This is a genomic window from Bacillus sp. GC_Bacil_1 (assembly GCF_026540675.1).
GTDB classification, from domain to species: Bacteria; Bacillota; Bacilli; order Bacillales; family Bacillaceae_G; genus Bacillus_A; species Bacillus_A cereus.
Window position 1 is genome coordinate 21402 of the sequence record NZ_JALNUG010000017.1, and the last position, 26353, is coordinate 47754.

Consider the following 26353-nt stretch of genomic DNA (forward strand, 5'->3'; position numbering starts at 1 on the left):
CTTCCTTTCAGAAGTTTTTTTTTGTAAGAACAATATCTTGGTAACTTGTATATTCATGTCTGCCGCACCATAAACCGTAATGCGGCTTATTGATTATTTCTAGGCCGTACTTATTCAATAGATTGCAAATATCTGTCTCAGGATAAGCAACTGCAAAATTTGGAATATCTTTATTCACAACGTAGCAATTTTCAATTCGATGATAAAAACCTAATGTACTTTGTCCTGCATTTAAATAATAGGACGATTCAGGATTTATTAGAAAGAATGTAATGAAACATCTCCCGTCTTTTTTTAATACACGTACAATTTCAGATACGTAATGTTCTAATTCTTTTGGGAGAAGATGTGTAAATACAGAAGTTAAAAAGATAAAATCGAATGTCCCATCTTCATAGGGAAAACGATATTGAGAGGCATCTTCTGTTCCTTCTGGATTATAGAATTGATTGTATATGTCAACATGTTCAAAGTGAAAATTATTACGCATAGTTGAAATGTTATTTTGACACCAAATAATTCCATCTTTAAACAAATCAAATCCATAATACGCTCCATCATCATTTAAGTAATTCAATAATGGTACAGCCATTCGGCCGACGCCGCAGCCTACATCTAATACTTTTTCATTTGATTTTAAAGCGCCAATTTGAATAAAATGCTTTAGGAACTCTTTTCCAACTTTTTTGAAGTCGCCACCTACATACTGGACGAGTTCAGGAGGGGGGAGTAAAGTCATTTCTTTGTTAAGTTCGCTCATGAGTATACCCCTTTCTTGTATGAGAAGATGCAGTAAATCTATTAATAAAATTTTCAATTTGTAGTGAGAGAACACAGGAAAACCATTGTTATATGTAAGGAGATTCCGAAAAAGAATACTTAATTGGATTAGAAGTGAGAGAAGGATGAGTAGAAATGGAATCTCCTATAGATTAAATCTTTTTTTATTCTTTTCTCCAATAAACGCCAAATACATCAATTTTAGTAATAGGGGCTTTTAAATTCCGTTGATTTCTAAAGTCTGTCACAGCCTCAGCGCATGGCGGTAGCCCGTAGTCATCGATAATTATATAGCCACCTTTAGAAACTTTATCATATAAGTTCACGAGACCATCCATTGTAGATTCGTACATATCACCATCAAGCCGTGCAATTGCTATTTTTTCAATTGGTGCTGTTGGTAAAGTATCTTTAAACCAGCCTTTTAAAAATTTCACTTGATCATTTAGTAAATCATATTTTTTGAAATTCTCTTGTACTTGTTCTAAAGAGACGCGTAAGTAATCGAATGTGTGTAAATAATCACCGTAATCTTTTGGATATTGTTCTAGATTCGGTGCTGGCAAACCTTCAAATGAATCTGCGACCCACACATTACGATTCGTAATGTTGTTTGCTTGTAAAAAACCATTCATAAAAATGCATGATCCTCCGCGCCATACACCTGTTTCAATAAAATCTCCTTCTATATTTTCATGAACAACGGTTTCCATTGCCTCTTGTAATTGGTTCATACGTTCTCGACCAATCATGCTATGTGCTGCTCTTGGCCAATCCATTCCATCATGACGTTCACTTTTTGAAACATTTGGTTTTACAATTTTTAAGTTATGGTTTTCAGCATATTGCTTAATGAATAAAGGGAGGGGGACTGTAACTGGTTCGAATTCTAGTTCTTTCGAAATATGTAGAGATGCGGGTAAGTATGCCTCATATTCCAACCATATTTCAAATAAAATTGTCTTCTTTAGCAATTCGAGATAAAGCTGAACAGCAGATTTACTTTCCATATTTGTGCCTCCTGCAAAATGTCATACAACAATATGATTATGTAGATAGCGAATGTTTCATGATTGAATTTAAAATTGAAAAAGCAGTAAAACTGATAACAGTTTTACTGCTAAGTAAAAAATTAAGCAACTTTTTCAATAATAATAGATGCATTTGTACCAAGAGCTAATGATAGCCCAAGTCCTGTAACGATTACTTCAACTAATGATGGAGTTGTCGTAATTTGCGTAATTGCTTGAACAACGATAGGTGCTCCAACTGAGATTAAAGTAGCCCCAGTACCTGGTACAGATACCCCATTTACTTGGATTGTAAGCCCCCCTAATACACTTATTGCCGCAGTATATACGATAACAGTGATTTTATAGAATCCAGTTTCAGCAATAACGAAAGTATCAGCATCTAATTGAGAAATTGCTGTACCAAACTGAGATCCAACAGTATTAAATGGTACTGGAGCATTAAGTCCAAGATCTAAAGAAATTCCAGCGGAGTTAAATGCATACAATCCTGCTGGAAGTCCTAGTCCGGATGGTCCAGTCGGTCCAGTCGGTCCAGTAGCCCCAGTAGGCCCCGTAGGTCCAGTAGCTCCAGTGTCACCAGTAGGCCCCGTAGGTCCAGTAGCCCCAGTGTCACCAGTAGGCCCCGTAGGTCCAGTAGCCCCAGTGTCACCAGTAGGCCCCGTAGGTCCAGTAGCCCCAGTGTCACCAGTAGGCCCCGTAGGTCCAGTAGTCCCAGTGACACCAGTAGGTCCAGTAGGTCCAGTAGGTCCAGTAGGCCCCGTAGGTCCAGTAGGCCCCGTAGGTCCAGTCGGTCCAGTAGGCCCGGTAGGTACAGTAGGCCCGGTAGGTCCAGTCGGTCCAGTAGGCCCGGTTGGCCCAGTCGGAAGGGTAAACGGTGGTATCGGTGGTAATGTAGGTCCTACAAGATTAGGGTCAAATGCACTAGCTGATAAAGATTCATCGGGATTTAATCCATTTGAATAATTATTATTTGACATAAATTCACCTCCATAAAGCGTTCATTATATAGTAGATGCAAAACCGAAAGAAAATGACACGGACATTTGAATTATTGAAAAGAAATCTTAAACTACTTGAACAATTTAAAAAAATGGAAAGTTTAGTATATGTATAACATATGATTGATTTGGAAGAGGGTGATTATGTTGAACAAGCAAGGAATTACAATTAGTTTATGTATGATTGTTCGAGATGAGGAGGAGACAATAGCCCGTTGTTTAGAAACAGTTGAAAAAATTGTGGATGAAATTATAGTAGTTGATACAGGTTCCGTCGATCGAACGAAAGAAATCGTAGAGAAATACACTTCTAACATATATGATTTCCAGTGGATTGATGATTTTGCAGCAGCAAGAAATTTTTCTTTTTCAAAAGCGACGCAAGAGTATATATTGTGGCTAGATGCAGATGACGTATTATTAGAAGATGCTCAAGAAGCATTGAAACTTTTAAAAAGAGAATTAGATCCTAAAATTGATGCTGTTTCGATGCCTTATCACCTTGCAATGGATTCTAACGGGAAACCTTTATATTGTACAAAAAGAAATCGACTTGTAAAGCGTGAAAAACAATTTCAATGGTTTGGAAAGGTTCATGAGTATTTGGCTATTTCTGGTGAGGTTTTTAGTAGTAATGTTGCTATTACACATAAAAAAGAAAAAAAAGTAACAGATCGTAATTTGAAAATTTTTCAAAATACTGTAGCTGCAGGTGAAGAATTGAGTCCGAGAGATTTATTTTATTACGCAAATGAATCTACGGATAACCAAAAATATGATGATGCAGTTCTTCTATATGAAACATTTCTTAATCAAGACGAAGGATGGTATGAAGAAAAAATTTATGCATGTGGTAAGCTAGGAGATTGCTATGCGAAGCTCGGAATGTGGGAGAAGGCAATCGAATCTTGTGTGAAGTCGTTTCGGTATGACGTCCCTAGAGGAGAGAATTGTACAAGAATAGGATATATATATATGGAACAAGAAAAATATAATGAAGCGATATTTTGGTTTAAACTTGCAACGGAAGTACCGATGGCAACGGAAAGTCCTTTCCATAGTCCAGCTAGCTACACATGGCTACCCTATTTACAAATGTGTATTTGTTATAGCAGGTTAGGAGAGCAGGATAAAGCGTATTATTACAATGAATTAGCAGCTTCTTATGTTCCGAATAATGCTGCAATTGAATATAACCGTAAATATTTTCGGGGGGTTTTTGATAAACCGTATAAAGTGTAATAGGTTTCGTTTCTTAGAAATGATGTATCTTTATTCTAACTCTAATAGATTGGTTATATATTAGAGTATCGGTAACGTAACCAATATAGATAAAAGATTTTATACTGCTATTTGTGGGCTAATAATCAGTGGAGGATGAACAAAATCTGCACTTTATAGAATTCATATGAGATTTATATTTCTAATTCAATTTGCATAAGGAGTGTGTGAAATGAATCGCGAAAAAAGTTCTTTATATGAAGAAAAATCCGAGCATTATTATAATGCAGCGAATCCGAATTTATTAAAGCATATAAAAAAGGAATGGAAAGAAGTTCTTGATATTGGTTGCTCGAGCGGTGCATTGGGAGCGGCTATTAAAGAAAATGGTACACGTGTATCAGGAATTGAGGCATTTCCAGAGGCGGCAGAAAAAGCGAAAGAAAGACTAGATCATGTTATTTTAGGGGATATAGAAAAAATAGATCTTCCTTATGAGGAGGGGCAATTTGATTGCGTCATATTTGGGGATGTATTAGAGCATTTATTTGATCCGTGGGCTGTAATAGAAAAAGTAAAGCCATATATAAAGCAAAATGGTGTGATTTTAGCAAGTATACCAAACGTTGCTCATATTTCAGTATTAGCTCCCTTACTTGCTGGAAATTGGACGTATACAGAATATGGTTTATTAGATAAAACACATATTCGTTTCTTTACATTCAATGAAATGCTAAGAATGTTTTTAAAAGCAGGATATTCAATTAGTAAAGTAGATCGTGTATATGTTGATCATAAAATGTATGAACCACTTATTGAGGAGTTATATGGAATTTGTAAAAAATATCGTCTTGGAAGTGGCTTCATGGCTGAGACAGTTGTATTTCAGTATATTATTGAAGCTGAAAAATCACAATTATGAGTGCTGCAGACAAAACAATATTATTTGTTACATGTATAAATGATCGGAAATTGTATGCAAACTGCGTGCGACATATATTGCAATTGTTAGTACCGCCAGGATATATTGTCCAATTTATGCCGATTCGAAATGCGAAAAGTATGACGAGTGGATACAATCAAGCCATTTCGCATCCTGCGAAGTATAAAGTTTATTTACATCAAGATGTTTTTATTATAAATAGGGCTTTTTTATACGGATTACTTCAATTATTTGAGGAACATGAACACCTTGGGATGATTGGGATGGTTGGAGCGCAATATGTTCCTCCGACTGGTGTATGGAACGAAGGGCGTGGAATTGTAGGGAAGGTCATTGGTTATATGAATGATTTGTTTTATATGGCAAGTTTAGAACAACCGTATCATGAATCAAAAACATTTATTCCTGTAGAATGTATTGATGGTTTATTAATGGCGACACAATATGATGTTCCGTGGCGAGAAGACTTATTTGACGGATTTGATTTTTATGATGTATCTCAATCGTTTGAATTTAAAAAAGCAGGATATACAGTTGGTGTACCTGTACAGCGCGATGCTTGGTGTATCCATTATCATTTTGATGTGAATATGACGAACTATGAAAAGTATCGAAAAATATTTGTGGAACACTATATGTCAGATGTAAATAAGGAAGAATAAAAGGGGGGACAAAAATGAAAGATCATACAATATTAGTCGTTGTTTGTGTAAATAATGAGGAGCTTTTCAAACAATGTGAGAGCCAAATAAGAAATATTTTTGTTCCCCCTGGTTATGTCGTACAAATTTTTCCGATACGAGATGCACAAAGTATGGCGAGTGCATACAACCGAGCCCTTTCATATCCAGCGAAATACAAAGTGTATATACATCAAGATACATATCTTATTAATCGAGACATGTTTTCTACACTTATATCTCTTTTTAAAGAAAATGAAAAGCTTGGTTTAATAGGAGTCGCTGGAGCTCAGTTTTTACCGAATAACGGGATATGGTGGGAAGGAAAAAATTTAGTAGGGAAAGTGATTGAGTATAGAAGACAGAATTATCAATTATTAAATTTAGATCAGGTTTTTTATGGTAATCAACCATTTTTGTCAGTTCAGGCAATTGATGGTTTATTCATGGCAACGCAGTATGATATTCCGTGGCGAGAAGATTTGTTTCAAGGGTTTCACTTTTATGATGTGTCACAGTCTTTAGAGTTTCAAAGGGCTGGTTATTTAATCGGTATCCCAAATCAAGCAAATTTATGGTGTATTCATTACAACGGGGATGAGTTTGATGCGGATACATATGAGAAGTACCGGAAAGTGTTTGTAGAACATTACAAAGATATATTATCTCCATCATAAAGGAGAGATGCAAAGTGAAAGGAATTATTTTAGCAGGTGGTACTGGATCTAGATTATATCCAATAACGAAAGTAACGAATAAACATTTACTTCCTGTTGGTCGGTATCCGATGATTTATCATGCGGTATATAAGCTAAAACAATGTGATATTACAGATATTATGATTATTACAGGTAAAGAGCATATGGGGGATGTTGTTAGCTTTTTAGGAAGTGGTCATGAATTTGGAGTGTCCTTTACGTATCGTGTGCAAGATAAAGCAGGCGGTATTGCACAGGCGTTAGGGCTTTGTGAAGATTTCGTCGGGAATGATCGTATGGTAGTTATATTAGGGGATAATATTTTTTCAGATGATATTCTTCCGTATGTTGAAGAGTTTGCAAATCAAAAAGAAGGTGCGAAAGTGCTATTGCAATCTGTAGAAGATCCCGAAAGATTTGGCGTAGCACATATTCAAAATCGAAAAATAGTTGAAATTGAAGAAAAGCCGAAAGAGCCGAAAAGTTCTTATGCGGTTACGGGAATTTATTTGTATGATTCGAAAGTCTTTTCTTATATTAAAGAATTAAAACCTTCGGCACGGGGAGAACTTGAAATTACAGATATAAATAATTGGTATTTAAAACGAGGGGTACTTACTTATAATGAAATGAGCGGCTGGTGGACTGATGCGGGAACTCATGCTTCGCTTCAAAAGGCGAATACGTTAGCGCGGGATATTAACTTTGGGAAACAGTTTAACGGAGAATAGGTGAGAATATGAAAGTTATAGAAACAAATTTTACCGATGCAAAATTGTTAGAACCGAGGTTATTTGGAGACGAGCGTGGTTTTTTTTCAGAGAGTTATAATAAGCAGGTGCTAGAAACATTAGGGATTACGTATTCATTTGTACAGGATAACGTATCTTATTCGGCTAAGGCTGGAACGATTCGAGGACTACACTTTCAAAAAAAACCGAAAGCACAAACGAAACTCATTCAAGTTATGCAAGGGGCAATTTATGATGTTATCGTTGATTTACGAAAAAAATCACCAACATTTAAACAATGGAAAGGGTATATTTTAAGTGCAGATAACCATCGGCAATTACTAGTGCCAAGAGGGTTTGCACATGGATTTTGCACGCTTGTCCCGCATACTATCGTTATGTATAAAGTAGATGAATATTATAGCGCAGAGCATGACTCTGGATTACTTTGGGAAGATAAAGATCTAGCAATTCCTTGGCCAGTAACCGATCCTATATTGTCCGATAAGGATCAGATATTACCATTATTAGAGGAATATGAAGATAGTTTTTAAGTAGGAGCGTTGTTTATGAATATATTAGTAACAGGTGGGGCTGGATTTATTGGAAGTAATTTCGTTCATTACATGCTACAAAGTTATGAAACATATAAAATTATTAATTACGATGCATTAACATATAGCGGGAATTTAAATAATGTAAAATCTCTTCAGAATCACCCGAATTACTTTTTTGTAAAGGGAGAAATTCAAAATGGAGAGCTATTAGAACACGTTATAAAAGAGCGGGACGTACAAGTGATTGTAAATTTTGCAGCTGAATCACATGTGGACCGTAGTATTGAAAATCCGATTCCTTTTTATGATACAAATGTAATTGGGACGGTCACTTTATTAGAACTAGTTAAAAAATATTCGCATATAAAATTTGTGCAAGTATCAACGGATGAAGTGTATGGCTCTTTAGGAAAAACAGGGAAGTTCACAGAGAAAACGCCGTTAGCTCCAAATAGTCCATATTCTTCAAGTAAGGCGAGCGCGGACATGATAGCTCTATCTTACTATAAAACATATCAATTACCGGTTATAGTAACGCGTTGTTCTAACAATTATGGACCGTACCAGTATCCTGAAAAATTAATTCCATTAATGGTTACGAATGCACTAGAAGGAAAAAAACTACCGTTATATGGTGATGGTTTAAATGTAAGAGATTGGTTACATGTAACGGATCATTGCAGTGCGATTGACGTTGTTTTGCATAAGGGACGTGTAGGAGAAGTATATAATATAGGTGGAAATAATGAAAAAACAAATGTAGAAGTTGTGGAACAAATTATTACTCTTTTAGGAAAAACAAAAAAAGACATTGAATATGTTACAGATCGTTTAGGGCACGATCGTCGTTATGCGATTGATGCAGAGAAAATGAAGAATGAATTTGATTGGGAACCGAAATATACGTTTGAACAAGGATTACAAGAGACGGTGAAATGGTATGAAAAGAATAAGGAATGGTGGAAACCACTAAAAGACCAGTAAGGGGCATGTTACATGAAAGAGAGGGTTATCATAACAGGAGCAAACGGTCAATTAGGAAAGCAACTATTTGAAGAGTTAAACTCTGAAGAATATGATATATATCCATTTGATAAAAAGTTATTAGATGTGACAAATATATCCCGAATACAACAAGTGGTACAAGAAATAAAACCACATATAATTATTCATTGTGCTGCCTATACGAAAGTAGATCATGCGGAGAAAGAACAGGATCTTGCATATAGAATAAATGCAATCGGAGCTAGAAATGTAGCGGTTGCTTCACAATTAGTAGGGGCGAAGCTAGTTTATATTAGTACTGATTATGTATTTCAAGGCGCTAGACCAGATGGATACGACGAATTTCATAGTCCAGCGCCGATAAATATATATGGAGCCTCTAAGTATGCGGGGGAGCAGTTCGTCAAAGAGTTACATAATAAATATTTTATCGTTCGCACATCGTGGCTATATGGTAAATATGGAAAAAATTTCGTGAAAACGATGATGCGATTAGGAAAAGAAAGAGATGAAATATCTGTTGTAGCGGATCAAGTTGGCTCGCCTACGTATGTGGCGGATTTAAATATGGTTATTAATAAGCTCATTCATACTTCTTTATACGGTACATACCACGTATCAAACAGAGGCTCATGCTCTTGGTTTGAATTTGCACAAAAGATATTTTCGTATGCAAATATGAAAGTGCATGTATTACCTGTTTCAACGGAAGAATTCGGGGCTGCAGCTGCGAGGCCCAAATATTCTATTTTTCAACACAACATGCTACGATTAAATGGTTTTTCACAAATGCCTTCTTGGGAAGAAGGATTAGAGCGGTTTTTTATAGAAACCAAAAGTCATTAACAAATTTCTGTTAATGACTTTTTTGTTTGCCTTTAAGCGGTTTTATGGTACTATAATTATAGTATCAGGTACTAATAACAAGTATAAGTATTTCTGGGAGGATATATCATGGAACTATTACAAGGGAAAACATTTGTTGTTATGGGCGTTGCGAACCAAAGAAGTATTGCATGGGGAATTGCTCGCTCTTTGCATAATGCAGGTGCAAAATTAATATTCACATATGCAGGAGAACGTTTAGAAAGAAACGTTCGTGAATTAGCGGACACATTAGAAGGACAAGAATCACTTGTATTACCTTGTGATGTAACGAATGATGAGGAACTTACAGCTTGCTTTGAAACAATTAAACAAGAAGTAGGTACTATTCACGGTGTAGCACATTGTATTGCTTTTGCAAATCGCGATGACTTAAAAGGTGAATTTGTAGATACTTCTCGCGATGGATTTTTACTTGCACAAAATATTAGTGCATTCTCTTTAACAGCTGTAGCAAGAGAAGCGAAGAAAGTAATGACAGAAGGCGGAAATATTTTAACGTTAACATACCTTGGCGGCGAGCGCGTTGTGAAAAATTATAACGTTATGGGTGTTGCGAAAGCTTCATTAGAAGCGAGCGTGAAATATTTAGCGAACGATTTAGGTCAACATGGTATTCGTGTCAACGCTATTTCTGCAGGACCAATTCGTACGTTGTCTGCAAAAGGTGTAGGCGATTTCAACTCAATCTTAAGAGAAATTGAGGAGCGCGCACCACTTCGTCGTACAACAACTCCAGAAGAAGTTGGCGATACAGCAGTATTCCTATTCAGTGATTTAGCACGTGGAGTAACAGGAGAAAACATTCACGTTGATTCAGGGTATCATATCCTAGGATAAATAGAATATTAATTTTTAAAGGACAATCTCTAAATGCTGAGATTGTCCTTTTTATTTGTTCTGAGAAAGAACGATTTTTAACGAAAGTTCTTGCCACGTGATGAATATAACTATAATAGTACACGATTTATTCAGCTACGTATGGAAGTGGGAGGGACGAGTGTGAAGAATAAAAATAAAAGTTCAACAGTTGGAAAACCGTTGTTATATATTGCGCAAGTAAGTTTAGAACTTGCTGCACCGAAAATAAAAAGGATTATCCTGACAAACTTTGAAAATGAAGATCAAAAAGAGCAAAGTAATAGACAAGAAAATATTGTAAGCAGTGCTGTGGAAGAGGTAATAGAGCAAGAACAACAAGAAGAGCAGCAAGTGGAAGAAAAAATAGAAGAAGAGGAAAAAGAAGAACAGACAGAGCAAGAACAGCCAGAACAGCAAGAGCCAGTAAGAACTGTCCCGTATAATAAATCATTTAAGGATATGAATAATGATGAAAAAATTCATTTTTTATTAAACCGCCCTCATTACATTCCGAAAGTAAGGTGCAGAATAAAAACAGCTACAGTTTCTTATGTTGGATCGATCATATCGTATCGTAATGGCATTGTATCTATTATGCCGCAAAATAGTATGAGAGATATTAGGTTGTCTATAGATGATATCCAATCGATTAGTATGGCCGGCTTTTAAATATGTAAAGGTGGTAGAATGCTTCTACCACCCCAATAGTTTTTTAGTTTACTTTACGATAGAAACGTCGCGTAAGCATTGAATCGCACAGAAACAGCTTAAATCAACAGTAAGGCAAGTAGTTGTCGATATTAATCTTGCATTTGGTACAGCTAAAAACGTACAAATTGGATCGTCACCAGGTGGTACTGGAGTACCGTCACCTAATACTACAGTTAATACACGTAGCACAGCACAGCTATCATCATCTACGCTTTCCACACGGAAAATTGGAGATCGGCAGCTAGTAAGGCTTGCAGATGGTGCGAATGCTTCAAAAGGTTCTCCAGTTTTTGTGTATAAAATAAAAGGGCGTGTATTAGCTACTGATGCAGTATTGTGTGCACCTAAGAATGGGATTTCACAACCAGATCCACATGTTGTTGTAGAACAATCTTGTAATTCATTGATGAATTTTACAACGTCAACTACACAATGAGAAGAGCCATGGTGTTTATTTTCGTTACAACTCATTAATGTCACTCCTTATCTTCTTGTTTGTATTTACATTAATAAGATATTGGAGTCGAGGAGATTTGGTCACAATCTCAAGACCTTTTTTTTTAAATAGGCGAAAGAGGATAAGGGAAGGTGGAATTATGCTGTTTACAAGCTGGCTTTTATTTTTTATTTTTGCGTTAGCTGCTTTTAGGCTCACTCGTTTAATTGTATATGATAAAATAACAGCCTTTTTGCGAAGACCATTTATTGATGAATTAGAGATTACGGAGCCGGATGGAAGTGTATCAACATTTACAAAAGTAAAAGGTAAAGGATTAAGAAAGTGGATTGGTGAATTGTTAAGCTGTTATTGGTGTACAGGTGTATGGGTTAGTGCTTTTTTATTAGTTTTATATAATTGGATTCCTATCATTGCGGAGCCGTTACTTGCATTATTAGCCATTGCAGGTGCAGCAGCAATCATTGAAACGGTTACAGGATATTTTATGGGAGAATAATATTTTTTCATAATAAGAGAAAAAGCGGAGTTTAAAAGAATCAGGGAACGGAAATAAAGAGTTGTTCATATAGTAAATAGACAGAATTGACAGTAGAGGAGATGTTTGCTGTGAGCAATAATCCAAGGCAAAATTCATATGACCTGCAGCAGTGGTATCATATACAGCAACAACACCAAGCACAACAACAGGCATATCAAGAACAATTACAACAACAAGGATTTGTGAAGAAAAAGGGATGCAATTGTGGGAAAAAGAAGAACGCAATAAAACAATATGAAGAATGAAACACTCATGCTACTGTGAGTGTTTTTTATTATATAAAAAGCGGTATTTCTGTATTAGAAATACCGCTTTTTACTAACTAATTTGTGCAACTGTTAATGCTGCTGCGCGGATGTCTACAGTTCCAATTAACTGAACTGGCACAATTTGAATTAAGTCACCAGGATTTAAGTTAATAAGAATAACACCACTGGATACATCTACTTCACCAGTACCAATAACGTTAGAACGAACTGCTGTACCTGATCCAGGAATAATGTTAGCTGGCGTATTTAATGATAAGAAGAAACGACCAGCTTCTGGTGCAACAGGTGAGTTATCAAGACTAATTGTTAATGTATAACTGATTTGATAAATACCAGCTCGTAGAATTCGAATGCCATCTCCGACACTTACTGTATCGTTGATTACAGGAACAGTAATATTTGGATTTGGACTTACGCTAGGTAATAATAGTGGTGTAAATAGTGAAGCAAACTGAGGTGCAGAAGCATTGAAAGCAAAACCAAAGGCAGGTAGTGTACTAGCTGGCTTCGCCTCACAATCGATTTTAGTAAATTCGCAATCAGAAGAGAACATGTTTTTCACTCCTTTATCTGTTTCTACTTTCAGTTAATGAAAAGGACAGGTTCTATGTTCTAGACAAGTTCCCAATTTTAAGAAATTTACATAAGAATACTCTTTAAGCATGGATTGGGTGGCAGAATTATCTGCCACCCAATCCATGCTTAACTCATTATTTAGTTTTAAATAGAAACATCGCGTAAGCATTGAATAGCGCAGAAGCAACTTAAATCAACAGTAATGCAAGTGGAGGTTGATATTAGTCTTGCATTTGGTACAGCTAAAAACGTACAGATTGGGTCGTCACCAGGTGGTACAGCGGTACCATCACCTAAAACTACAGTTAATACACGCAATACAGCACAGTCATCATCATCTATACTTTCTACGCGGAAAATAGGAGATCGGCAACTAGTAAGGCTTGAAGATGGTGCGAATGCTTCAAAAGGTTCTCCAGTTTTTGTGTATAAAATAAAAGGACGTGTATTAGCTACTGATGCATTGTTATGTGCACCTAAAAATGGAACTTCGCAACCAGATCCACATGTTGTCGTTGCACATTCTTGTAGTTCATGTATAAAACGAACAACATTCGATACACAGTTGAAATCACACTCATGTTGATGATCTTCATTACAATTGCAGCTCATTATGTTCACTCCTTCTCGTGAGTTCTGACATACACTATTACAATATGAGTGGGATATGGTTGATATTACGTTAATTCTTATGATAAAAACAAGGAATTTATATAGGAGGGATGTACATAACGCATTATAAAAAAAGACATCCTTATTTAGTGGATGTCTTTTCAGGTAAATCTTTTCGCACAGTATATAAAAAACGAGATATATCTAATTTCTTTCCTCTGAAAAATTGCGGAGAAGAAATGTAAAGTTCTTCTTTCGCACGTGTAATGGCGACATAAAGTAATCGGCGTTCTTCTTCTAATGCTTCAGAAGTTTCCGTAACACGATCATTTGCATCTTTTAAAGAAGAAGTATGCGGCAGGATCCCATCACTCGCTCCAAGTAAAAAGACACATGGAAATTCAAGGCCTTTTGCGTTATGAATTGACATAAGTGAAACGGCATCTTTTTGCGGCATTGTTTTTAATGCTTCCATTTCTTTTTGACCTTGAATTGCTTCGTCAATAAATTGTAAATAAGCTGGAATATCGGTGAAACGAGTTGCAGACTCCATTAATTCTTCCAACATTTCTTCTTGTATGTCTTTATGCATCGTAAAGGAAGAACGATCGTTACTTTGTAAGTACTCTAAATATTTTCCTTTACCATGAATGATTTCTTTTAATGCTTTTTTCGGTTCTAATTCTTTAATAAATTTAATAAAATCAATACGCTCATTTACTTTTTTCACTTGAAAAGGTTTTAAGCTCGGATTTAATAATAAGAAATGAAGAAGAGAAGGAAAACGGCCTTCACCATATTTCCATTGTTCACGCTCAATAAATGAAATACAATCATCACGTCCGATATACATCGTCGGCAATATGTTTGAAAGTGATTCTAGTCGAAACGGCTCAATCACGAGTCTTAAATGATCTAATACAGGCTTAATTAAAGAATGTTCATAAAATGATTGGCTCGCCCCGTGTTTAATAAACGGGATTTTATGAATGGTAAGCTGATCAAGTAACGAACGGCTTACAGAATGTGTGCGATACAGTAAACAAAAATCTTTATAGTTTCGTTCACCGCTATCCACTTTTTCTTGAATGAGCTGTAAAATTTGATTTGCTTCATCAAGAGTCGTAGCAGGTCTTGAATAAAAAGGTTGTACACCTTCCTCACGAACGGAGTATAGCTCTTTATCAAAACGTTCTTGATTTAATTTTATAACTTCATTTCCAAGCCCGACGATAAAGGGATTGGATCGATAATTCGTATTTAGTGCAATGATTGTTGTGTTATCAAATTCTTTTGGAAAAGATAAAATAATTTGGTGACTTGCCCCTCGCCAGCCATAGATAGCTTGATCATCATCACCTGCGATGAACAAATTATTTCTTGGTGTGGCTAACAATTTTACAATTTCATATTGTGCATACGATGTATCTTGAAACTCATCTACTTCAATGTAGTGAAAACGTTGTTGTAATTGAGTTAGTAAAGGAGCATTATTTTCTAACATATAATATGTTTCCAATAAGATGTCATCGAAATCAATATAATTGTATCGTTGTTTTACTTCTTCAAAACGTTCATATACTTCTTTAAATTCTTGTTCCACTGGTGTTTTCGCTTTTACATCTTTCGGACGATTTAATTTGTTTTTCTCAAGTGAAATCATCGCGAGTATCGTTTCCGCATCATAATCGTCTTTTAAACGCAATTCTTTTAAGATTTTCTTTATCATAATTTGTTTATGTTTTTCATTTGCTAAAATTTGCTGATTATACCCTTGACTACGAAGCAATTTTAAGAAAACAGAGTGGAATGTACCAGCAACAACATAGCTACTTGCTGCATGATTCATACCCGGTAACTTCGCAACACGACTTCGTATTTCTTCAGCTGCTTTTTGTGTAAATGTAAGTAATAAAATATTTCGTGGATGAACTTGTTTTACATTTACTAAATAGCCAACGCGAGTTGTTAAAACAGATGTTTTCCCGCTTCCAGCACCAGCTAGTGTGAGAACAGGACCTTCTGTTGTGCGCACGGCTTCTAATTGTTTTTCGTTTAAAAAAACATTTTGTTGTTCGAGAGCGCGGAAATAAGCCGCATCTACATCTTCTTCCATAATTAAATGGGTAGATGTTTTCGGAATATGATATGTCGCACGCGGAATATCGGCGTGTGTTAACGATTTTTGTGAAAATTTTTCTTGTGTCATATGTTCACCTTCAAAACTATAGCATCAACATTTAACTTTAGCGGAAGAAAAAGAAAATAGCAATGTAAAAAACAGGAGGGGTCACCTCCTGCTTTCAAATTACAATTCTTTTATCATTACGACGTGCGGGATATTTGCTTCCATAAATACATCAGAACTCGTTACATAGCCAAGTTTTTTATAGAAATCTTCAGCATGTGTTTGAGCATGAAGTTTCAATTTTGGTAGCGAATTTTCTTTTGCATACGCTTCAAGCGCATCCATAACAATTTTTCCGATACCTTTTTTACGATGGGAACCTAGCACGCAAATGCGTTCCATTTTCCCTATACCATCAAGGGTGCGAAAACGTCCAGCACCAACTGGAACATCATTGTCATATATAACAACGTGTGTTGAAGTTTCTTCAAACTCATCGTACTCTTCTTCAGCAGAGACACGTTGTTCATTTACAAACACTTGTTTACGTACAGAGAATGCATCTCTTAGTTGTTCGTCCGTTTGTACAATCTGTGCGTGCAAATTAGTTGTTCCCCTTTCCAAGGTGGAATGTTTCGTGTACAGTCCATGTTCCATTTTCTAATTGATATAGAAGATGGAAACGATCAATTGGTTGTTCATAATAGAAATCTTTCATACGTAATCGACCCAATACATCAGCATGCTCTGCATCTGATAAGCCTTGTCCGATTGTTAAGTGAGGTACGAAAGCATATTCGCGTTCTTGTGTGAATAACCCGCCATGCATTTCTTCATTTAAGAAAGTAAGTTCAGGTGTTTTTTCTACTTTAAAATAAAGGACGTTATTAACAGGTGCGAATGAACCAACTTTCCCAACATGAAGGGTGAAAGGATTCGTTTTACCTGCGATTGTATGTAGCTCGTTTACAATCGATTCTAATTGTTCATCTTGCGTCTCAAAGGGTGTTTTCAATGTAATATGTGGCGGAACTAATGCGTAGTGCGGGTCATAACGCTTACGCAATCCGTTCGCTTTATCTTGAATCATTTTAGATGGAAAAATTACAATGCCTAATTTCATGTTCCAATTCCTCCCTTTGTAAGTCTAGTTAGATTTTGAGATAAATAAATCTCTTTATCTATTATATCAAATTATTCTGAATACTGCTCTCTATTATTTCATTGATAGAATATGAGAGAAGGCTTTCGGTAAATCAGTTTGCCAATATTTCCAAGTATGATTACCTTCAAACTCCTCGTAATGCGTAATGAAATTTCTATCTGTGAGAAGTGTATTTAACTCACGGTTTGGTTCTACGAAATCAGATACTTGTCCATCAGTACGCTTTACAGCCGTTTCTTCTGTACCAATGACGTGATACAGTTCTAATGCTTGTGGATCTTTGAAGTCTTTTGCTAAGTTCATCACTGTCTCATCCACAAATGGTGATTGCATAACGACTTTACCGAATGTATGCGGATACATAAGTGCAGTCATAAAGGAAACTGTTCCGCCAAGAGAATCACCAATTAAAACACGACCTTTTCCCATTTGGTACGTTGGATAATTTTCATCAATATATGGTGCAAGTTCATGAGCAAGGAAACGAATATATGCAGCATTTTTCACTTCACTTGGGAAATATTTTTCTTTACGATCCTGTACATTTTTATATGGAATACCGACAATAATTGTACGGTCAATTTCTTCAGTTTCACGAAGGCGCTCAATTACACGGTGCGCTTTACCAAGCTGAAAATAATCTCTACCATCTTGTGCAATTACAACTGTATGTTTGTGCAGTGGTGTGTAATTTACTGGCAAATAAACGAGAAGCGTAACGTCTTCTTGAAGTGATGCGCTATAAAATGAAATTTCTTCAATTCTCCCTATTGTTTGACTCATGTAGATCCCCCTAAATAAAAATTTACTGTAACGATTGTAAGAGCGACGCTTGTAGTGAAAAAGGAAATAAATATTCACTAATTGGTGCCTTAATTTCTATTTTACCATAATGGTACGAAGAATCTAAAAAATTAGTATTTAAGTTACGAAAGAAAACGGATATAATGAAGTGGGATTTTTGACAGGTGAGAGGGGAGACAGGATTTGAAACAAGAAAAATCAATCGCACTACCATTGGCTATTTCTATAATTGCTATTTCCTTTGCAGCAGTTTTTGTAAAGATGTCCTCAGCACCATCTTCAATATTAAGTATGTACCGCTTATGGATTATCGTACTTATTATGCTGCCTATCGTATGGAAAAAAAGAGAGGAATTTAATAGGATTCAAATGAAAGATTGGGGCTTTTTAATTGGATCTGGTTTCTTTTTAGCACTTCATTTTCTTTTATGGTTTGAATCTTTAAAGCATACAACAGTTGCTAGTTCAACAATTATTTTGGCACTTCAACCGATCGTATCTTTAGTTGGAGGTTTTTTTCTGTTCAAAGAAAGAACAACATATTCAGCCATTGCAACGATGGGAATCGCTATTCTAGGCGTAATGTGCATTGGTTGGGGAGATTTAGGTTTAAGTAAGCAAGCAATTTATGGAGACATATTATCCTTTCTAAGTGTAATAGCAGTTGTCGGTTATTTATTTATCGGGCAAACGACAGTAAAGAAAGTATCACACTGGATTTATAGCTTTACAGTCTTTGCATTCGCAGGTCTTTTTATGGGGATTTATAATGTCATATTGCAAGTCCCCTTTACAGGTTATACGAAGTGGGATTGGACCGTTTTTCTTTTACTTGCGGTTGTGCCGACAGTGTCACATGTAATTAATAACTGGCTATTAAATTATGTAAATGCAACGACAATTTCAATGAGTATTTTAGGAGAACCTGTTGGAGCATCTATACTTGCGTTCTTCTTACTTGGAGAAAAATTAAATGCAATGCAAATTATCGGTAGCATGCTCGTATTGTTTGGTGTATCTGTTTTCTTACTGCAGCAACAAAAGCGAACATCAAAAAATGTCGTAAACGAGCCGGTGTACACACAGGAATTATAGTGTTAGGGGAGAAAAGAGAAGTTATGATACTTCTCTTTTTGTTTTATAGAAATGCGGGCGTAGAAGGGGGAGGAAAATGGAAGAGATATTAAAGAAGTATATGAATAGATTTACAACACTAAGTGAAGAAGAGCAGCAAATGATCCTCAGGGAATTACAAATTGAAGAATATAAAAAAGGAACAGTGCTCCTAAGACAAGGAAATGTTCCGTTAAAATGTTATTTTGTATTAAAAGGATGCGTTAGGCAACATAGTATAGATGAAGCAGGGAAAGAAGTTACATCAAATTTTTATACAGAAGAACAGGCAATTTCGAATTTCAACCATCATAAACAAGATAAATCTTCATCATATACGTTAACGTGTTTAGAAGATTGTACTGTAGTTGTTGGTGATCTACATAGTGAAAAGGACATGTATAATAAGTATTCACAATTAGAAGAAATGACGCGTAAAATGATCGAGTACAATTTCGGTGAAGTACAAGATGAACTTGCTGTATTTATCTCATCGACACCAGAAGAGCGATATAAAACATTGTTACGAAAACGCCCGTATTTAATTCATCGCGTTCCACAATATCAGCTAGCAAGCTATCTTGGCATGACACCAGAATCATTAAGTAGAATTAAGAAACGGCTTAATTAGAGTGTTTACCACCTTTCAATAGTAGCCATATCGCAAGTCCTAATTCACCTGCAATCATAGGTAATTGGAATAGTGATTGTATGAGTGAAATCATTGTATCGTATTGTGTAAACATTGTATTCATGACGTGAATTAGCATATAACCGGTAGCAGCAATGAACAGCAGTATACTAATAAACTTTGGTATCTGTTTAGAGAGAAAAGCTACATAGCCTAAAACGAAAAGATGCAATCCAAAAATGATCAATCCTACAGACCAAATGTATTCGAATGCACTGAGAAACAACATTGTATATGTTTCTGGATTTGCAATTGTATTTTTTGAAAGCAATAATGCCAATATTAGATTGAATATAGCAATCCCAAGTATAGCTGTATACATAAGACGAAGCAAAGCGGCTAGTAATGAGAGGCTAGTATGAATTGGTTTTAGAAAGAAATAAAGAGCCCATGCAGCGACAATATCAGTGATAAAAATGATAATCCACCCAAAAACTTCCGCTTTGAAAAGTGAATTTGAAGTTTGGATATTATGGAATGTTGTACTCGCATCTCCTTGTATAACGAGGTTTCCATGAACAAAACCGTAAGAGAAAAATGCAATGAATGCCATAACAAGAAGAGATGTGCTGGCAAATAAGGCGTACTTTCGTTCAGTCATAATATGTCCTCCTTTTCTAATATTGTTTTCATTGTAATAGGGAAGAGAAGAAGATTCATTGACTTAAATCAAGACGGGGAAAGTTTAGTAGAATTTCCATCAAAAAAAATGTATGGTTATATACAATTTTTTATTAACCTTGTAAAAAGTAAAAACTAAAACATTGAAATCAAGTAAAAGAGTGGCTACAAAGCCACTCTTTTACTTTGGATTTGTCATATAAGGTTGTACATGAATGACACATAGGTCACGGAATTTGCCTTCAGCAGTTGTGACAATTACGACTGCTCTACCTGCGCTTTTTCCAGTAATTGTCACGGTGTCGCCTTTTGGATATATGGTGATGATATCAGAATTCATATTTGACCAAATAAGCTCTTTATGCGTTGCTTGTATTGGCAAAATGGAAGCTGATAACACAATGTTTTGTCCCGTTTTTATTTTTAATTTATGTTTTTCCATATGAACACCGATGACTGAAATAACAGAAGGAGCAATTGAAATTTTAGGCGGGTTAGGTTGCATGTTTAAACAAGACGCAGAAGTATTTGTGATAGGTGAAAATTTTCGTGTTTGTTGTTGCTGGAAAGCTGCTAACATGTTGGAGTCCCCTTTCTGTATAAGTGCTGATACTCATACTATAAAGGAGTAGTGTTATGTTAAATTTAACGAAACATAAAGAATTTGTTAAATTTGATAAGAAGATTGTCGAACTGTAAAAAATCTCTGCTGTTACGATAACAGCAGAGATTCTTTTTATAAATTATGACGATGTTGTTTTTCGAAATCCTCAAATTGCTCTTCAACTTCTTTTGAAGGTTGTGTTAGTAAACTAACAATTACGATGGCTAGTAAACTAATAGCGAAACCTGGAATCATTTCATATAAGAAATCTTTTAAGAATTTGAATTGAGTCCATATAATAACAGTAGCGGCACCAGAAATCATACCAGCAAGCGCGCCCCATTTCGTCATACGTTTCCAATATAAGCTTAATAAAATAGCAGGTCCAAATGAAGAACCAAAACCAGCCCAAGCGTACCCAACAAGAGCTAAAATCGTATCATTTTGTTTAAACGCTAAAGCGCACCCAACTAAGGCAATAACAAGCACAGCCATACGACCGACAAATACAAGTTCTTTATCAGATGCAGAACGTTTGAAGAATGTACGATATAAGTCTTCCGTTACGGCACTAGAAGTAACGAGTAACTGAGATGAGATTGTACTCATGATCGCTGCTAAAATAGCGGCTAATAAAAATCCAGTAATAAGTGGGTGGAATAAAATTTTTCCAAGTTCAAGGAAAATTGTTTCTGGGTTAGATAATGTTAACTCTTGTTGTGAATAGTAAGCAATACCAATAAGACCAGTAAACATAGCTCCAACAACAGAGAAAATCATCCAGCTCATACCAATTCTTCGTGCACTTTTAAGTTCTTTTACAGAAGAAATTGCCATAAAGCGTACGATAATATGAGGTTGTCCGACATAACCAAGGCCCCATGCGAATAGAGAAATCATTCCTAAAGTAGAGGCACCTTTAAAAATATCTAGACGTGTTGGATCTACAGATCGAATTGTATCAAATGCAGGTCCAAGTCCGTTCGAATTCATAATTGTTACGATAGGAACAAGAATAAGAGCGACTACCATAATGATTCCTTGTACGAAGTCTGTCCAACTTACTGCTAAGAAACCACCAAATAATGTGTAAGCGACAACAACGCCTGCAACAATGAATAATCCAACATGATAGTTCATGCCAAATGAATTTTCAAATAATACAGCGCCTGAAACTAATCCTGAAGCTACATAAAAAGTAAAGAAAATCATAATAACAAGTCCGGATACTAAGCGTAGCATATGAGATTTGTCGTGGAAACGGTGTTCCAAAAATTCTGGAATAGTAATAGAGTTGCTTGCAATTTCTGAGTAGGTACGTAAGCGAGGAGCGACATAAAGCCAGTTTGCATATGCGCCTAGTGTTAGGCCGATCGCAATCCAACTACTACTTAATCCAACGCTAAACATTGCACCGGGTAATCCCATTAAAAGCCAACCACTCATATCGGATGCTCCAGCACTTAATGCTGTTACTGCGGGGCCTAGTGTACGCCCGCCAAGCATATAATCTGTTAAGTTGGACGTTCGTTTGTAGGCGAAATAGCCGATTACTAACATCCCGAGCATGTAAATAGAGATAGAAGTTAAAGTTAACATCTGCGTACTCATGTAGTTCCCCTTTCTTTTGTCAGGTCTTTTGATGGGTTATGCATATTTTTATCCCGCATTAACGGGCAGCAAAACTCCCACCTTAAAATTGGCTGGGCAAGGAAGTTAGGTGGGAGATCAACTGTCCGTTAATGCCCGATTGGTTCAACTAATAATCAGTGGGGATGAACACCCTCTACTGATTAAAGTTTCACTTTATAATCTATCATGATTATTCTGAAAAATCCATATAGAAATACGAATTTTCAGAAATGTAAGCGTTTTTTGATGTTATTTTACTTTTTTAATATATAATATTCATACAAAAAACCTTATTTTTAATAGAGTATTTATTATATTTACATAAAAAGAGGTTGTTTTGTCAATATAATATTGAAAGGAAAGAAAAATAAAATTTTTAAAAAAGTATTGACTTGTGAAAAAAGTCAGGTCTATAATGAGTGCAACTTAAAAAAATGCAAGCGTTGATGAAGAAGAGTACACATGATGAACATGTCAGAGAGCTGATGGTTGGTGCGAATCAGTATGGAATTGATGTGGAATGGGCTTCGGAGCTTCCAAACCGAAACGAAAGAAGTAGGCTTTGGCGACATGATCTCATCGATACAAGAGACACGTATTGTTTTTGATACGGTAAAGTGCGTTACATTTGTAACGAATTAAGGTGGCACCACGGGAGTACCCGTCCTTTCTATAGGATGAGTACTCCCTTTTTGTGTATAAAAAATTAAATAAATGAAATCGTTTAAGTAAGAAGAGTACGTATATTGGAGACGTTACAGAGAGCCGGGAATAGGTGGGAGCCCGGTACGGTGCCATATACGGAATGGGCTTACGAGAGGTATGCTGAACAATTATTTTTAGTAGGCAACCCGGGTTCCGCCGTTACAAGGATAAGGTATAAAATTTGTACCTGAACAAAGCGGGATGCTTTTGCATCCAACACGAGGTGGTACCGCGGTATATTTATCGTCCTCTACATATTTTCGATATGTAGGGGACTTTTTTATTTTTCAGAGTGAGGTGAAGGACATGATGACGAAAGAAGAATTTATAAAACAAAAAAGAGAGAGAAAGACATTTTTAGTAATTACTGAAGAAGAAGGAGATAGCATTACGCCAATTTCTTTATATAGACGTATGAAAGGAAAGAAGAAATTTTTATTAGAAAGTTCACAGCTTCATCAAGATAAAGGGCGTTATTCTTACTTAGGATATAATCCTTATGGAGAAGTAAAAAGCGTTGGTACGGAAGTAGAACGAACGATTTTCGGCCGGGCAGAAAAGTTACAAGGTAACGTACTACAAGTGTTAGAAGAAATAATCGCACCATCACAAGTAGACAGCCCATTTCCATTTTGCGGAGGAGCAGTTGGTTATATTGGATATGATGTCATTCGGCAGTATGAAAACATTGGAGCGGATTTACACGACCCATTAAATATTCCGGAAGTACACCTCTTACTATATCGTGAGTTTATCGTTTACGATCATTTACGCCAAAGGTTGTCGTTTGTATATGTATGCAGGGAAGATGATTCAGCAGATTATGAGGAAGTATACGAAAGGCTACGAGTATACAAAGAGGAAGTGCTACAAGGAGAAGAAACTGAAGTAAATGCAATACAATCCACATTATCATTCACTTCTTCTATAACGGAAAAAGAGTTTTGTGAGATGGTAGAAATGGCGAAAGAACATATAAGAGCCGGAGACATATTCCAAGTCGTGCTGTCACAGCGTTTACAAAGTGAATGTATTGGTGATCCATTCGCGTTATACCGAAAACTTCGAATTGCAAATCCATCACCATATATGTTCTATATCGATTTTCAAGATTATGTTGTACTCGGTTCTTCACCGGAAAGTTTGCTATCAGTAAGGGAGGATAAAGTAATGACGAATCCAATTGCTGGTACAAGACCGAGAGGGAAAACGAAGAGGGAAGATGAGGAAATCGCAAAAGAACTGTTAGACAATGAGAAAGAGCGAGCAGAGCATATGATGCTTGTAGATCTTGGGCGAAACGATATTGGTAGAGTGAGCGAAATCGGCTCGGTTACGATAGATAAATATATGAAAGTAGAAAAATACTCTCACGTTATGCACATTGTATCTGAAGTTTACGGAACATTGCGAAAACAAATGAGTGGATTTGATGCATTAGCGTATTGTCTACCAGCAGGAACAGTGTCGGGAGCTCCGAAAATTAGAGCGATGGAAATTATAAATGAGCTAGAGAATGAAAAAAGAAATGTATACGCGGGTGCAGTTGGATACGTTAGTTTTTCAGGGAATCTTGATATGGCGCTCGCTATTCGAACGATGGTCGTAAAGGGTGAAAAAGCATACGTTCAGGCAGGAGCGGGAATTGTTTATGATTCAGACCCAGTAGCTGAATATGAAGAAACGTTAAATAAAGCGAGAGCACTATTGGAGGTAATGAAATGATTGTACTAATTGATAATTATGATTCATTTACTTATAACTTGTATCAACTGTTAGGTGAATACGAAGAAGATATTGTAGTCGTAAGAAATGATCAAATAACGATAGAACAGCTAGAAGAGATGAATCCAAGAGGAATTGTACTTTCACCAGGACCAGGAAAACCAGAGGATGCTGGCATTTGTATCGATGTCACCCGCCATTTTTATAAGAACGTTCCCATATTAGGGATTTGTCTAGGCCACCAAGCGATCATAGCTGCATTTGGAGGAGACATTGTTAGAGCAGAACGTATTAAACACGGAAAAACATCGCGTGTGAAACATAACGGAACGTCAATCTTTTCATACGCTACACAGCCGCTAACGGCGATGCGCTATCATTCCCTTGTTGCAGAGCACACGAGCTTGCCAAAGTGTTTTGACATACTAGCGACAGCGATGGACGATGGAGAAATTATGGCAGTTCGTCACAATTATTATCCGCTCTTCGGATTACAGTTTCATCCGGAATCAATCGCAACAGAAGAAGGCGGAAAGTTAATACTTGCCTTTTTAACAGAAGTAAAAGAGGAGGAAAGAGTATGAATAACTATCTTCGTAAATTAGTGGAGGGTCAACATTTAACAGAAGAGGAAATGTATAAAGCAGGACTACTTTTATTAAGTGAAAACATATTAGAAAGTGAAATTGCAGCTTTCTTAGTCTTACTGAAAGCGAAAGGTGAAACTGCAGAAGAAATATACGGCCTTGTTCGAGCTCTTCGCGAAAAGGCATTGCCGTTTTCGAACCATATACAAGGAGCAATGGACAATTGCGGGACGGGTGGTGACGGTGCTCAAACGTTTAATATTAGCACAACTTCAGCATTCGTACTGGCAGGAGCAGGTGTAAAGGTTGCAAAACATGGTAATCGTGCTGTTTCTAGTAAAACAGGAAGTGCGGACTTATTAGAAGAATTAGGTGTAAATATTAGCAGTACGCCAAGCGAAATTGATTATTTACTAGAGCATGTGGGCATTGCATTTTTATTTGCACCAGCGATGCATCCAGCACTAAGGCGCATTATGAAAATAAGAAAAGAGTTAAACGTGCCGACGATCTTTAATTTAATTGGCCCTTTAACAAATCCAGTGAATTTAGAAACACAATTTGTCGGTATTTATAAACGAGATATGTTATTACCAGTTGCGCAAGTATTACAAAAGTTAGGCCGGAAACAAGCACTTGTCGTAAATGGAAGTGGTTTTTTAGATGAAGCATCATTACAAGGGGAAAATCACGTAGTCCTTTTAAAAGATAATGAAATAGTGGAAATGAGTATTGATCCAGAAAAGTATGGTTTTTCAAGAGTGAAAAATGAAGAAATTAGAGGGGGGAATTCAAAAGAAAATGCAAAGATTACAGTCGGCGTATTGAGCGGAGAAAAGAGTGTTTATCGCGATACCGTTTTATTAAATGCAGGTCTAGCTCTTTTCGCAAATGGAAAAACGGAAACGATTGAAGAAGGAATTAAACTCGCGGCACATAGCATTGACTCTGGAAAAGCATTAGCCAAATTAAACTTATTAATTGTAGCAAGCAACGAAAAATTAGAAAGGGTGAACTAA

The 26353-nt window shown here is 36.2% G+C and carries 30 protein-coding genes and 2 other annotated features; of the genes, 17 read left to right on the forward strand and 13 right to left on the reverse strand.

From position 1 onward, the window contains the following. Nucleotides 1-7: 7 nt before the first annotated feature. The 3 genes from OXT04_RS22545 to OXT04_RS22555 form a co-directional block, all read right to left on the reverse strand. Nucleotides 8-760, reverse strand: coding sequence for a class I SAM-dependent methyltransferase (locus OXT04_RS22545; protein ID WP_065228468.1), 753 nt, complete (start codon nt 758-760; stop codon nt 8-10). A gap of 184 nt (nt 761-944) precedes the next feature. Continuing rightward, nucleotides 945-1790, reverse strand: coding sequence for a TylF/MycF family methyltransferase (locus OXT04_RS22550; RefSeq protein ID WP_267417739.1), 846 nt, complete (start codon nt 1788-1790; stop codon nt 945-947). A 122-nt stretch (nt 1791-1912) separates the two neighbouring features. Continuing rightward, complete coding sequence (locus OXT04_RS22555; RefSeq protein ID WP_267417741.1) at nt 1913-2791, reverse strand: BclA C-terminal domain-containing protein; 879 nt, start codon at nt 2789-2791, stop codon at nt 1913-1915. 165 nt (nt 2792-2956) lie between these two features. On the opposite strand from OXT04_RS22555, the gene OXT04_RS22560 reads away from it, so the two are divergent. From OXT04_RS22560 to OXT04_RS22605, 10 genes are all read left to right on the forward strand, one after another. Then, complete coding sequence (locus OXT04_RS22560) at nt 2957-4054, forward strand: glycosyltransferase (protein ID WP_090975820.1); 1098 nt, start codon at nt 2957-2959, stop codon at nt 4052-4054. A 211-nt stretch (nt 4055-4265) separates the two neighbouring features. Then, nucleotides 4266-4955: a class I SAM-dependent methyltransferase gene (locus OXT04_RS22565; protein ID WP_001078430.1), complete on the forward strand. Its 690-nt coding sequence runs from the start codon at nt 4266-4268 to the stop codon at nt 4953-4955. Further along, on the forward strand, nt 4952-5638 hold the full coding sequence (locus OXT04_RS22570) for a glycosyltransferase family protein (protein ID WP_001271183.1): 687 nt from the start codon (nt 4952-4954) through the stop codon (nt 5636-5638). The genes OXT04_RS22565 and OXT04_RS22570 overlap by 4 nt, the downstream gene beginning before the upstream one ends. A gap of 14 nt (nt 5639-5652) precedes the next feature. After that, a complete protein-coding gene (locus OXT04_RS22575; protein WP_000651524.1) occupies nt 5653-6333 on the forward strand; it encodes a glycosyltransferase family protein in 681 nt (226 codons plus the stop codon). A gap of 14 nt (nt 6334-6347) precedes the next feature. After that, the gene (locus OXT04_RS22580; RefSeq protein ID WP_000676160.1) at nt 6348-7085 is read left to right on the forward strand and encodes a sugar phosphate nucleotidyltransferase; all 738 of its coding nucleotides are present in this window, start codon (nt 6348-6350) and stop codon (nt 7083-7085) included. A gap of 8 nt (nt 7086-7093) precedes the next feature. Continuing rightward, complete coding sequence (rfbC, locus tag OXT04_RS22585; protein WP_000864165.1) at nt 7094-7639, forward strand: dTDP-4-dehydrorhamnose 3,5-epimerase; 546 nt, start codon at nt 7094-7096, stop codon at nt 7637-7639. Between the two features lie 15 nt (nt 7640-7654). Further along, nucleotides 7655-8626 (forward strand): dTDP-glucose 4,6-dehydratase, encoded by a 972-nt coding sequence (rfbB, locus tag OXT04_RS22590; RefSeq protein WP_001024177.1) that lies wholly within the window; start codon nt 7655-7657, stop codon nt 8624-8626. Nucleotides 8627-8638: 12 nt separating this feature from the next. After that, nucleotides 8639-9493 carry a dTDP-4-dehydrorhamnose reductase gene (gene rfbD, locus OXT04_RS22595; RefSeq protein ID WP_110496190.1) on the forward strand — a complete coding sequence of 285 codons (855 nt, stop codon included), beginning with the start codon at nt 8639-8641 and terminating at the stop codon, nt 9491-9493. A 108-nt stretch (nt 9494-9601) separates the two neighbouring features. Next, entirely contained in the window at nt 9602-10372 is a 771-nt protein-coding gene (gene fabI, locus OXT04_RS22600; RefSeq protein WP_000421885.1) for an enoyl-ACP reductase FabI, read from the forward strand. A 141-nt stretch (nt 10373-10513) separates the two neighbouring features. Beyond that, nucleotides 10514-11062 carry a spore coat CotO family protein gene (locus OXT04_RS22605; RefSeq protein ID WP_081366311.1) on the forward strand — a complete coding sequence of 183 codons (549 nt, stop codon included), beginning with the start codon at nt 10514-10516 and terminating at the stop codon, nt 11060-11062. A gap of 48 nt (nt 11063-11110) precedes the next feature. On the opposite strand, the gene exsY is transcribed toward OXT04_RS22605, so the two are convergent. Further along, nucleotides 11111-11575 carry an exosporium assembly protein ExsY gene (exsY, locus tag OXT04_RS22610; RefSeq protein ID WP_001277739.1) on the reverse strand — a complete coding sequence of 155 codons (465 nt, stop codon included), beginning with the start codon at nt 11573-11575 and terminating at the stop codon, nt 11111-11113. 125 nt (nt 11576-11700) lie between these two features. Between exsY and OXT04_RS22615 the strand changes: the two genes are divergently transcribed. Both OXT04_RS22615 and OXT04_RS22620 read left to right on the forward strand, forming a co-directional pair. Further along, nucleotides 11701-12060 (forward strand): DUF1360 domain-containing protein, encoded by a 360-nt coding sequence (locus tag OXT04_RS22615; RefSeq protein ID WP_000899660.1) that lies wholly within the window; start codon nt 11701-11703, stop codon nt 12058-12060. Nucleotides 12061-12161: 101 nt separating this feature from the next. After that, on the forward strand, nt 12162-12347 hold the full coding sequence (locus OXT04_RS22620) for a hypothetical protein (protein WP_023521433.1): 186 nt from the start codon (nt 12162-12164) through the stop codon (nt 12345-12347). Between the two features lie 73 nt (nt 12348-12420). Here OXT04_RS22620 and exsF read toward each other — a convergent pair whose 3' ends face one another. The 6 genes from exsF to OXT04_RS22650 all read right to left on the reverse strand — a co-directional run bounded on the left by exsF (nt 12421) and on the right by OXT04_RS22650 (nt 17635). Beyond that, nucleotides 12421-12924, reverse strand: a complete 504-nt coding sequence (gene exsF, locus OXT04_RS22625; protein WP_000492939.1) for an exosporium protein ExsF — start codon at nt 12922-12924, stop codon at nt 12421-12423. Nucleotides 12925-13091: 167 nt separating this feature from the next. After that, nucleotides 13092-13559 carry a spore coat protein CotY gene (cotY, locus tag OXT04_RS22630; protein ID WP_001277719.1) on the reverse strand — a complete coding sequence of 156 codons (468 nt, stop codon included), beginning with the start codon at nt 13557-13559 and terminating at the stop codon, nt 13092-13094. A 142-nt stretch (nt 13560-13701) separates the two neighbouring features. Beyond that, the gene (locus OXT04_RS22635) at nt 13702-15768 is read right to left on the reverse strand and encodes an ATP-dependent helicase (RefSeq protein WP_072939702.1); all 2067 of its coding nucleotides are present in this window, start codon (nt 15766-15768) and stop codon (nt 13702-13704) included. A 99-nt stretch (nt 15769-15867) separates the two neighbouring features. Continuing rightward, entirely contained in the window at nt 15868-16290 is a 423-nt protein-coding gene (locus tag OXT04_RS22640; protein ID WP_000543305.1) for a GNAT family N-acetyltransferase, read from the reverse strand. Between the two features lies 1 nt (nt 16291). Continuing rightward, a complete protein-coding gene (locus OXT04_RS22645) occupies nt 16292-16810 on the reverse strand; it encodes a YjcG family protein (protein WP_000765871.1) in 519 nt (172 codons plus the stop codon). Nucleotides 16811-16903: 93 nt separating this feature from the next. Further along, nucleotides 16904-17635 carry an alpha/beta hydrolase gene (locus OXT04_RS22650; protein WP_000084015.1) on the reverse strand — a complete coding sequence of 244 codons (732 nt, stop codon included), beginning with the start codon at nt 17633-17635 and terminating at the stop codon, nt 16904-16906. 204 nt (nt 17636-17839) lie between these two features. Between OXT04_RS22650 and OXT04_RS22655 the strand changes: the two genes are divergently transcribed. Beyond that, nucleotides 17840-18751 (forward strand): DMT family transporter, encoded by a 912-nt coding sequence (locus tag OXT04_RS22655; protein WP_016082441.1) that lies wholly within the window; start codon nt 17840-17842, stop codon nt 18749-18751. A gap of 76 nt (nt 18752-18827) precedes the next feature. Next, nucleotides 18828-19400: a Crp/Fnr family transcriptional regulator gene (locus OXT04_RS22660; protein ID WP_070757200.1), complete on the forward strand. Its 573-nt coding sequence runs from the start codon at nt 18828-18830 to the stop codon at nt 19398-19400. Here OXT04_RS22660 and OXT04_RS22665 read toward each other — a convergent pair. The 3 genes from OXT04_RS22665 to putP all read right to left on the reverse strand — a co-directional run bounded on the left by OXT04_RS22665 (nt 19393) and on the right by putP (nt 22296). Then, nucleotides 19393-20061: a DUF4386 domain-containing protein gene (locus OXT04_RS22665; RefSeq protein ID WP_000140099.1), complete on the reverse strand. Its 669-nt coding sequence runs from the start codon at nt 20059-20061 to the stop codon at nt 19393-19395. The two genes, OXT04_RS22660 and OXT04_RS22665, sit on opposite strands and share 8 nt — an antisense overlap. A gap of 201 nt (nt 20062-20262) precedes the next feature. Further along, complete coding sequence (locus tag OXT04_RS22670) at nt 20263-20661, reverse strand: Ig-like domain-containing protein (RefSeq protein WP_075718265.1); 399 nt, start codon at nt 20659-20661, stop codon at nt 20263-20265. A gap of 156 nt (nt 20662-20817) precedes the next feature. Beyond that, entirely contained in the window at nt 20818-22296 is a 1479-nt protein-coding gene (gene putP, locus OXT04_RS22675; protein ID WP_053564997.1) for a sodium/proline symporter PutP, read from the reverse strand. 455 nt (nt 22297-22751) lie between these two features. Continuing rightward, nucleotides 22752-22989, forward strand: a binding site (T-box leader). A 42-nt stretch (nt 22990-23031) separates the two neighbouring features. Beyond that, nucleotides 23032-23276 (forward strand) — a binding site (T-box leader). 52 nt (nt 23277-23328) lie between these two features. Here putP and trpE point away from each other — a divergent pair. Genes trpE through trpD form a run of 3 tightly spaced genes read left to right on the forward strand, consistent with a single transcriptional unit; the run spans nt 23329 to nt 26353 of the window. Then, a complete protein-coding gene (gene trpE / locus OXT04_RS22680) occupies nt 23329-24747 on the forward strand; it encodes an anthranilate synthase component I (RefSeq protein ID WP_141541743.1) in 1419 nt (472 codons plus the stop codon). Further along, entirely contained in the window at nt 24744-25331 is a 588-nt protein-coding gene (locus OXT04_RS22685) for an aminodeoxychorismate/anthranilate synthase component II (RefSeq protein WP_267417770.1), read from the forward strand. Before trpE ends, OXT04_RS22685 begins: the two co-directional genes overlap by 4 nt. After that, on the forward strand, nt 25328-26353 hold the full coding sequence (gene trpD / locus OXT04_RS22690; protein WP_001067370.1) for an anthranilate phosphoribosyltransferase: 1026 nt from the start codon (nt 25328-25330) through the stop codon (nt 26351-26353). Before OXT04_RS22685 ends, trpD begins: the two co-directional genes overlap by 4 nt.